11 protein-coding genes are annotated in these 9824 nt (G+C 46.7%); 10 read left to right on the top strand and 1 reads right to left on the bottom strand.

Annotated features, from left to right (window positions below; all coding sequences use genetic code 11):
• Positions 1-100 precede the first annotated feature (100 nt).
• From ACTF5U_RS05490 to ACTF5U_RS05505, 4 genes are read left to right on the top strand one after another with little or no spacing between them, the layout of a single operon-like run.
• A complete protein-coding gene (locus ACTF5U_RS05490; protein ID WP_438970668.1) occupies positions 101-901 on the top strand; it encodes a DUF2797 domain-containing protein in 801 nt (266 codons plus the stop codon).
• A gap of 3 nt (positions 902-904) precedes the next feature.
• Positions 905-1927 (top strand): quinone-dependent dihydroorotate dehydrogenase, encoded by a 1023-nt coding sequence (locus tag ACTF5U_RS05495; RefSeq protein ID WP_438970636.1) that lies wholly within the window; start codon positions 905-907, stop codon positions 1925-1927.
• Between the two features lies 1 nt (position 1928).
• On the top strand, positions 1929-2729 hold the full coding sequence (locus ACTF5U_RS05500) for a mechanosensitive ion channel family protein (protein WP_438970637.1): 801 nt from the start codon (positions 1929-1931) through the stop codon (positions 2727-2729).
• A gap of 48 nt (positions 2730-2777) precedes the next feature.
• A complete protein-coding gene (locus ACTF5U_RS05505; RefSeq protein WP_438970638.1) occupies positions 2778-3203 on the top strand; it encodes a hypothetical protein in 426 nt (141 codons plus the stop codon).
• Here the strand turns inward: ACTF5U_RS05505 and gloB are convergent.
• Positions 3200-3970: a hydroxyacylglutathione hydrolase gene (gene gloB, locus ACTF5U_RS05510; protein ID WP_438970639.1), complete on the bottom strand. Its 771-nt coding sequence runs from the start codon at positions 3968-3970 to the stop codon at positions 3200-3202. The genes ACTF5U_RS05505 and gloB overlap by 4 nt on opposite strands.
• A gap of 23 nt (positions 3971-3993) precedes the next feature.
• On the opposite strand from gloB, the gene ACTF5U_RS05515 reads away from it, so the two are divergent.
• From ACTF5U_RS05515 to dnaJ, 6 genes are all read left to right on the top strand, one after another.
• On the top strand, positions 3994-4725 hold the full coding sequence (locus tag ACTF5U_RS05515; protein ID WP_438970640.1) for a class I SAM-dependent methyltransferase: 732 nt from the start codon (positions 3994-3996) through the stop codon (positions 4723-4725).
• A complete protein-coding gene (gene rnhA / locus ACTF5U_RS05520) occupies positions 4712-5149 on the top strand; it encodes a ribonuclease HI (protein ID WP_438970641.1) in 438 nt (145 codons plus the stop codon). The genes ACTF5U_RS05515 and rnhA overlap by 14 nt, the downstream gene beginning before the upstream one ends.
• Positions 5150-5163: 14 nt before the next feature.
• Positions 5164-5904, top strand: a complete 741-nt coding sequence (gene dnaQ, locus ACTF5U_RS05525) for a DNA polymerase III subunit epsilon (RefSeq protein WP_438970642.1) — start codon at positions 5164-5166, stop codon at positions 5902-5904.
• A 97-nt stretch (positions 5905-6001) separates the two neighbouring features.
• Entirely contained in the window at positions 6002-6544 is a 543-nt protein-coding gene (grpE, locus tag ACTF5U_RS05530; RefSeq protein ID WP_438970643.1) for a nucleotide exchange factor GrpE, read from the top strand.
• A gap of 96 nt (positions 6545-6640) precedes the next feature.
• A complete protein-coding gene (gene dnaK / locus ACTF5U_RS05535; protein WP_438970644.1) occupies positions 6641-8560 on the top strand; it encodes a molecular chaperone DnaK in 1920 nt (639 codons plus the stop codon).
• Positions 8561-8652: 92 nt separating this feature from the next.
• Positions 8653-9777 carry a molecular chaperone DnaJ gene (dnaJ, locus tag ACTF5U_RS05540; protein ID WP_438970645.1) on the top strand — a complete coding sequence of 375 codons (1125 nt, stop codon included), beginning with the start codon at positions 8653-8655 and terminating at the stop codon, positions 9775-9777.
• Positions 9778-9824 lie beyond the last annotated feature (47 nt).

The raw sequence follows: 9824 nt of genomic DNA on the forward strand, positions 1-9824 counted from the left end.
CTGTTTTCAACTGTCGAGGAGAGGTCATCTACGCTACTATGGCGTCCAGATTTATCAGGTGGGGAAAGACGTGAAAAAACTCAGTGGGCAACTGACAAAAATGGCAGTGACTTTGCCGGCCGATTCTCTGGCTCAGTACGAAATGCGAATCGGCAGCCAGACGATGCCGATGAATGATTTGGTGGGACATACCATTTCACTGAATTATCTGGGTGAAATCGAGTGCCTGAACTGTCAGCGTTCGATTAAAAAAAGCTACAGCGGCGGGTTTTGTTTTCCCTGTTCACAGAAACTGGCCCAGTGTGATTTGTGCTTTATGAAACCGGAGCTTTGCCACTATGAACAGGGGACTTGCCGAGAGCCGGAATGGGGAGAGGCTGTCTGCATGCAGGACCATATTGTCTACCTGGCCAACAGTTCGGGTTTAAAAGTAGGCATAACCCGCATTAATCAGGTGCCAACACGATGGATTGACCAGGGAGCAACGCAGGCTGTACCTGTTTTTCGTGTCAGAACCCGTTATCAATCGGGTTTGGTTGAAGTGCTTTTTAAAAACCATGTGTCAGATCGCACCGATTGGCGGAAAATGCTCAAAGGTGAGGCGCCGCCGCTTGATTTGGCAGCAGAAAGAGATAGATTATTAGCCGAATGTGCTGATGAGATTAAACTATTACAGCAACAGTTTGGTGACGATTCCATTCACATTTTGCCTGCAGAACCGATGCTGGCAATCCATTACCCTGTCATTGAATATCCTATCAAGGTATCGTCGCTCAACTTTGATAAAACACCTGAAATCACAGGACAACTGCTAGGTATAAAAGGGCAGTACCTGATCTTTGATAAAGGTGTTATCAATATCCGTAAATTCAGCGGCTATCAAATAGAAATGGTGGTTTAAAACATGTTTTATCGCATGATGCGTAATCTGATGTTCCGGCTCGATGCGGAAAAGTCACATCATCTCGGGCTTACCGGTCTCAACATTATGGAGATGACCGGCCTGTCATCACTACTTTATAAGAAGCAGGTGGCCTCACCGGTTAGAGTGATGGGGCTCACTTTTCCTAACGCAGTCGGGCTGGCAGCAGGGCTGGATAAAAATGGCGACTATATTGAAGCCATGTCAGCATTGGGGTTTGGCTTTGTCGAAATTGGCACCGTGACACCACGTCCGCAACCGGGAAATCCATTGCCTCGACTATTCCGCTTGCCAGAAGTCGAGGGTATTATCAATCGCATGGGCTTTAATAACCTGGGTGTGGATCATCTACTGGAACAGGTGAAAGTGGCCAAAACACATAGCCTTGTGGGCATCAATATTGGTAAAAATGTTGATACTCCGGTGGAAAAAGCGGTCGATGACTACCTGATTGGGCTTAATAAGGTTTATCCTCATGCTGATTATGTCACCATTAATATTTCCTCACCCAACACACCGGGACTGAGAACACTGCAATTTGGTGATTCGCTTGATGCTTTATTGGAAGCATTGAAACAAGCGCAGATGCAATTGGCCGAACAGCACGGCCGTTATGTGCCGATGGCAGTAAAAGTCGCCCCTGATTTGAATAATGATGAAATTAAACAGTTGGCAGATTCATTTACGCGTCATAAGGTAGATGCTGTTATTGCGACTAACACCACCATGTCAAGAGACGGCGTGGAAGGATTGCAGCATGCTGATGAGGCCGGAGGCCTGAGCGGTGGACCCGTATTGACTAAATCCACCGAAGTTGTCAGACAGTTCAGGCTTGCTTTGCCGGATGATGTGCCGATTATTGCTGCGGGTGGAATCATGAGTGGCAACGATGCCCTTGAAAAGTTGGACGCAGGCGCGTCGCTGGTTCAAATCTATAGCGGTTTGATTTATCACGGTCCTGCTTTGGTTCGCGAAATAATACAATCAATTGAAAAGAGGAAATGAAATGGAAGCTACTGAGAGTGTTGTAGGATTCTGGCTGATGAACATATTATTTGCTGCCCTGATCGTTTTTGTGGGTCGGGTCGTTGTTAAATGGCTGGTTAAGTTGTCCCGTAAACTGATGGTGCGCTCCAACATGGACCCCATGCTGGTGAATTTCCTGAGCGTTATTGCCAATGCGGTACTGATGTTATTTGTATTAATCGCGGCATTGGATCAGTTGGGTGTTAATACTACATCAATGATTGCGGTTCTCGGTGCAGCAGGTTTAGCCGTTGGTCTGGCATTGAAAGATTCTCTACAGAACTTCGCTGCTGGCGTCATGCTGGTTATGTTTCGTCCATTCAAAATTGGTGATTTTGTTGAAGCGGGTGGCACCATGGGGATCATTGAGCACATCACTATTTTCAATACCATCATGAAGACAGGTGATAACCGTGAGGTGATTGTTCCCAATGGATTGATATACTCGGATACCATTACCAATTATTCTGCACGTGATACCCGTCGCATCGATATGTCATTTGGTATTGGTTATGACGATGACTTGCTGAAAGCCAAAAATCTGATTACCGAGATTGTGACCAGACATGAAAAAGTGATGTCTGACCCGGAACCGGTAATTCGTGTGTCTGAACTGGCCGATAGTAGCGTTAATTTTGACGTGCGTCCGTGGGTTGATGCCGGCGATTACTGGCCTGTTCGTTCCGAGCTTATCGAGCAAATCAAATTGGCGTTTGATGAAAATGGAATTTCAATACCTTACCCACAAATGGATGTACACTTGGATAAGCACGAGAGCTAGTCTGGATAAGTTCGCATTACCGCTGGCTGGCTATCCAAGGAGAATCAGATGAGAGCATTATTACTGTTAGGCGCTGTTCTATTAACGTTCATGCTTGCCGGTTGTGCACATCAGCGTAATGACGGTGGGCGATACTACGATCAAGGACCGCCACCTCATGCGCCCGCACATGGTTATCGTGCGAAGCATCGTCAGCACAATATGGTGTATGACTCACGGGTTGGTGCTTATGTGGTATCGGGTTATCGGGATTATTATTATCTCAAGGATCGTTATTACCGATACCGTGATGGCGACTGGTCGTTTAATGACGATATCGATGGTCGGAATTGGGATCATATTGATTATGATCAAGTACCGTACAAGCTACGTAATAGTAAGAGCACAAAAGGCCCTGATTACGATGACCATCGTGGTAAAGCGAAAGGAAAAGACAAAGGCAAGGGCAAGGGTAAAGACAAAGACAGATATTAGAACTGATCTTTCCATTGTCTTAGTGCAGTAAAAACAGTCTCACTATCTTTAAGCGGTCGGCCGATAAATTGTTCGGTCGATCGTTTTATTTTTGGGTTATCGCTTCGTAGAAAAGGATTTGTTTTCAGTTCATCGGCCAATACTGATGGTACCGTTGGCTGGTTGGCAGCACGGATTCGTTGCGTTTGTTCAATGCGGTTGAGCAGGTCGGGATTGTCGATATCCACGGCCTGAGCAAAACGCAAGTTCGCTTCAGTGTATTCGTGAGCACAATAAATTTCAGTATCAGCAGGCAACATTGCCAGTAACCGCAGGGAGTTATATAACTCTGTCGCAGTTCCACCCAGCAAACGGCCACAGCCACCTGCAAACAAGGTGTCACCACAAAAAAGTTTATTCTCAGTCAGATAGCAGATATGCCCTGCTGTGTGACCGGGCGTATCGAGCACCTGAAATGCGGGAAATGCCGGATCGATAGTCAGATCATCGCGGGCTTCTAGCGGGTATGTTATGGCGGGAATGCGTTCAGATGAAGGGCCATAGACAGGTATTTGAAAATGTTCCAGCAGCTCATTAACGCCACCAACATGATCTGCATGGTGATGCGTAATCAGAATGGCAACCGGTTTCAGATTATATTGATTTAACGCCGTTAAAACCGGTTTTGCATCCCCCGGATCAACAATTAACACTTTCTGACTGTTTTCTGCCTGAATCAGCCAGATATAATTATCCTGAAATGCAGATACTGGATACACGCGAAGCATGTTCACTCCTTAAAGGGCGACAAATGACCGATAAAAAGCATATTCAGATTAACGAGTGGTGGCAAAGTCCACTTGGTCAACTGGTCTCTGCGTCAGAGCAGGAGCAAATTGCCGGTCTCAGCAGCCCGATTTTAGGGTTGTTTACAGTTCAAATTGGCGGCGGCACGCGTTTAAAACCACTTTCCAGCCGTTCGGTCAACCAATCCTGGGTTGGCTTGGAAAAAGATTTTGATGCGAGACCCGATGCCCTACCATTTAAATCTCATAGTATAGACAATCTCTTGTTACTGCATGTTCTCGAATATGCAGATGAACCGCATCAGGTACTACGTGAAACAGAACGTGTTCTGGCTGCAGATGGTAAATTGATTTTATGTTGTTTCAACCCGATCAGTTTTTGGGGATTGCGTCGTTTATTTTCCTGGCAGGATGCGGCACCCTGGCATGGTTATTTTTTTACCAAAACACGAGTAAAAGACTGGTTGGCATTATTGAATTTTGAGGTGACTGAACAGCACAAAGTGCTGTTTCGTCCGCCATTTAAACGAGCTAAATGGCTCGAGGGAAGTTGTTTTCTGGAACGTTGGGGCCGCAGGTTATGGCCTTGGTTTGGGGGTGTGTCTGTTATGGTAGCGACCAAACGGACTATTCCGTTGAATCCTTTGAGGGAAAATCAGCGTGAGCACCGTTTTTTCCCGAGTCCAGGATTAATTAACAGGCCGATAACAAGAGATAATAAGCATGGATCATGTTGATATTTTTACTGATGGCGCCTGTAGTGGTAATCCGGGTCCAGGCGGATGGGGAGCAATATTGCGCTCCAACGGCACTGAAAAGGAACTGTCAGGTAATGAAAAAATGACTACCAATAATCGCATGGAAATGATGGCAGTTATTGCTGCGCTCGAGGCATTGAAACGTCCTTGCCGTGTTACTATTACCACCGATTCACAGTATGTGATGAAAGGGATGACTGAGTGGTTGGCGGGCTGGAAAGCTAAAAACTGGAAAACGGCTGCCAAGAAACCGGTTAAAAATGCAGAACTCTGGCAACGTATGGATAAAGCGATTGCAAAACACCAAGTGGAATGGCAGTGGGTACGCGGACATCAGGGACATGTAGAAAATGAGAGAGCCGATAAGCTGGCGGTCCGGGCCAGAGAGCAGCTCGCCGAATAATTAGAGGCTAATCCATGGCTGAACTTACACAAAAACGCCAGGTAATTCTGGATACCGAAACCACTGGTATTAGCACGGCTGATGATCATCGCATCATCGAAATAGGTTGTGTCGAAATGATTAATCGTCGACTGACCGGTCAGACCTTCCACCAGTACATCAATCCCCAACGTGACATTGATGCCGGTGCAATTGAAGTGCATGGCATCACCAATGATTTTCTAGCTGACAAACCATTGTTTGATGAGGTGTCAGAAGAGTTCCTGCAGTTTATCGACGGTGCGGAACTCATCATTCACAACGCACCGTTTGACGTCGGATTTATTAATCACGAGCTGGCTAAACTCGCCGGTGAAGCCCGGCGTGTTGAAAGCCTATCGACTGTGCTCGATACCTTGAAAATGGCGCGGGATAAACATCCGGGGCAGAAAAATAATCTGGATGCTTTGTGTAAACGTTACGGCGTCGATAATGCCAATCGGGAGCTACACGGGGCGCTACTTGATGCTGAGATTCTGGCTGATGTTTATTTAGCCATGACCGGTGGTCAGGTCAGTCTGACCCTGACGGCAGAAGAATCACAGACAGCGAAGCATGATGGTACTGACGCTGAAGTTGACGTGGGCAATATAGATCGACAAAACCTGACTGTGCTGAAAGCCAGTGAGGAAGAAGTGGCTGCTCATGAAGCGATGTTAGAGAAAGTGAACAAGGCCAGTGACGGTCAGTGTGTCTGGTTATCTGAAACGTCCTGATTGTCTTCATAATAAAATTTCTGTCTTTTTGTCTTGAAATTCATTTTTTTGACCCCAAGTTGTCGTTCTATCACAAGCAAACCGGAACGATGACATCATGAGCAACGAAGAAATCGAAAAGCCTGATCTGGAAGACAACGTAAACGACGCTGAAGAGAACTCCCAGCCAGAAGACGAGCAAAGCACTGAAAAACTGCTCGAAGACGCTCGCAGTAAAGCCGATGAGCATTGGAACGAATTACTGCTTGCCAGAGCAGACTTGGAAAACATGCGCCGTCGTCATGCGCGTGATCTAGAAAGTGCCCGCAAGCATGCGCTTGATAAGTTTGTGAATGAGCTTCTTCCTATCTGCGACAGCCTAGAACTCGGCTTAAACGCAGCTAATGGTAAGGAAGCCACTTTGGAAACCGTGCGTGAAGGGATGGAAATGACGCTTAAGATGTTGCTGGGTAATATCGGCAAACTGGGTCTTGAGCAAATCAATCCTGAAGGTGAAGCCTTTGATCCTGAAATGCATCAAGCCGTTTCCATGCAACCATCAGAGGGTACAGAAGCTAACCAAGTCATCACCGTGATGCAGAAAGGTTATAGCTTCAACGGCCGATTGCTGCGCCCCGCCATGGTGGTGGTCTCTCAATAAATCTCGGGCTGGACTTGAAATTATAATTTCGTCCCCCACATAACTATTCGAAGGCTGGTGAATCCAGCAAGAAACAAGAATGATGGAGTAATAACTATGGGTAAAATTATTGGTATTGACTTGGGAACAACAAATTCCTGCGTTTCTGTGCTTGAAGACGGTAAAGCACGCGTAATTGAAAACAGCGAAGGTGATCGCACAACTCCGTCAATTGTTGCGTTCACAAAAGATGATGAAGTGTTGGTGGGACAATCGGCGAAACGTCAGGCTGTTACCAATCCTAATAACACCTTGTATGCCATTAAACGTCTGATTGGTCGTAAGTTCAAAGACGACGTCGTTCAGCGCGATATCGACATGGTGCCATATAAAATTGTCGAAGCGGACAATGGTGATGCCTGGGTTTCAGCGAATGATAAGAAGATGGCGCCACCCGAAATTTCAGCCCGCGTTTTGATGAAAATGAAAAAAACCGCGGAAGAGTTTCTCGGTGAAGAGGTAACAGAAGCTGTTGTAACAGTGCCTGCTTACTTCAATGACTCACAACGTCAGGCAACCAAAGATGCAGGTAAAATTGCCGGTCTGGAAGTCAAACGTATTATCAACGAGCCTACTGCTGCGGCATTGGCTTATGGTATGGATAAAAAACGTGGTGACTCTACCGTTATCGTTTATGACTTGGGTGGTGGTACATTCGACGTCTCTGTTATTGAGATTTCAGACATTGAAGGTGAGCACCAGTTTGAAGTTCTGGCAACCAACGGTGATACATTCCTGGGTGGTGAAGACTTTGACCAACGCATCATTGATCATTTGGTCTCAGAGTTCAAAAAAGATCAGGGTGTTGATTTGGCGAAAGACCCGCTGGCACTGCAGCGTCTGAAAGATGCAGCTGAAAAAGCGAAGATCGAACTGTCTTCAAGCCAGCAGACAGATATTAACCTGCCCTATATCACTGCAGATGCAGCAGGTCCGAAACATATGGAAATTCGTCTGACACGAGCCAAGCTGGAGTCACTGGTTGAAGATCTGATTACACGCAGTATGGAACCATGCAAAATGGCATTGAAAGATGCTGGCCTGTCGACTTCAGAAATCAGTGATGTCATTCTGGTTGGTGGTCAGACTCGTATGCCTAAGGTTCAGGAAGCGGTTAAGGAAATGTTTGGCAAAGAGCCACGCAGAGACGTTAACCCTGATGAAGCCGTGGCGATGGGTGCTGCGATTCAGGCAGCTGTTCTGGCTGGTGACGTGAAAGACGTGCTGTTGCTGGATGTCACACCACTGAGCCTGGGTATCGAAACCATGGGTGGCGTGATGACCAAGCTGGTAGAGAAAAACACAACGATTCCGACTAAAGCGAATCAAGTGTTCTCAACAGCTGAAGATAACCAGCCTGCTGTGACTATTCATGTTCTTCAGGGTGAACGTGAGATGGCGTCTGCGAACAAATCACTGGGTCGTTTTGACCTGGCTGATATTCCACCGGCAGCACGTGGGGTACCGCAGATTGAGGTGACTTTCAACATCGATGCTAATGGTATCCTGCATGTTTCTGCGAAAGATAAAGCGACCGGGAAAGAGCAGTCTATCGTCATCAAAGCATCAAGTGGCCTGTCTGACGATGAAGTCGATCAAATGGTTCAGGATGCAGAAGCCCATGCTGAGGAAGATAAAAAATTCCATGAGTTGGTGACTGCACGTAACCAAGCGGATGCATTGGTTCATGCAACAACGAAATCATTGAAAGATCTCGGCGATAAAGTGGAAGCAGATGAAAAAGCAAACATTGAATCAGCGGTTGAAGCCCTTCAAGAAGCCATTAAAGGCGAAGACAAAGATGATATCGAAGCTAAAACTACAGCATTGAGTGAAGCCTCAGCGAAACTGGCAGAACGTGCTTATGCAGAAAATGCAGAAGCTGGTACAGGTGAAGCTGCAGCAGAAGACAATGCACAAGCAGACGATGTTGTTGATGCTGAGTTCGAAGAAGTTGACGATGACAACAAAAAATAATCTGTAATCCAGGTTATGAGTAATGAGGCAAACAGGCGTCAGGTAGATCCGGCGCCTGTTTTGTCGTTTATGTAGGTAGGAAAAGAATAACAATGGCCAAAAAAGACTTTTACGAAGTTTTAGGTATATCGCGAACGGCAACAGAGGCCGAAATCAAGAAGGCCTATCGTCGTATGGCGATGAAGTATCATCCGGATCGTAACCCTGATGATGCCGAATCAGAGACCAAGTTCAAAGAAGCCAAAGAAGCATACGAAATTCTCTCCGATAGCCAGAAACGTGCAGCTTATGATCAGTTTGGTCATGATGGTGTCGACCAGTCGATGGGTGGCGGATTCGGCAGAGGCGCTGGTGCCGGCGGCTTCAGTGATATCTTCGGTGATGTCTTCAATGATATTTTCGGTGCTGGTGGTGCGGGTGGCAGACAACAAGCCTATCGCGGTGCTGACCTACGTTACCGTCTTGATTTATCGCTTGAAGAAGCCGTAACCGGCACAACGGCCAAAATTCGCATTCCGGTCAATGTGGAATGTGAAACCTGTGATGGCAGTGGAGCGAAAAAAGGCACCGAACCGGTTACCTGTACAACCTGTGGTGGCCATGGTCAGGTTCGTATTCAGCAAGGTTTCTTTACCATGCAACAGGCCTGTCCACACTGTCGTGGTACGGGGAAAATGATCAACGATCCGTGTTCTGACTGTCATGGTGAAGGGCTGGTTCAGGAACATAAAACATTGTCAGTGAAAGTCCCTGCGGGTGTTGATACGGGTGATCGTATTCGCTTGCAAGGTGAGGGAGAAGCCGGTAGTCATGGCGCACCAGCAGGTGATCTCTATGTGGAAGTATCGGTTAAACGCCATGATGTATTTACCCGTGACGGTACCAATCTGTTCTGCGATGTACCATTGAGTTTTGTGAAAGCCGCGTTGGGTGGTGAGATTGAAGTACCAACCCTGGAAGGTAAAGCGAATCTTAAAATTCCTGAAGGCACACAAACCGGTCAGCAGTTTAGATTACGAGGCAAAGGTATCCAGTCTGTCCGCGGAGGCGCAACCGGCGATTTGATGTGTCGAGTCATTCTCGAAACACCGGTTAAGCTGTCCAAGAAACAAAAAGATTTGCTCATTGAGTTGGAAGACACTCTGAAGGGGAATGATGGTAAACATAGCCCGAAACATTCTTCCTGGCTGGATGCGGTGAAACGTTTTTTCGAATAATTTGCATATAGTCAGTCGGCTGGGGATACTGCTCAGCTATCTGATTG

The sequence above is a fragment of the Methylophaga sp. genome (assembly GCF_965655755.1).
Lineage (GTDB): Bacteria > Pseudomonadota > Gammaproteobacteria > Nitrosococcales > Methylophagaceae > Methylophaga.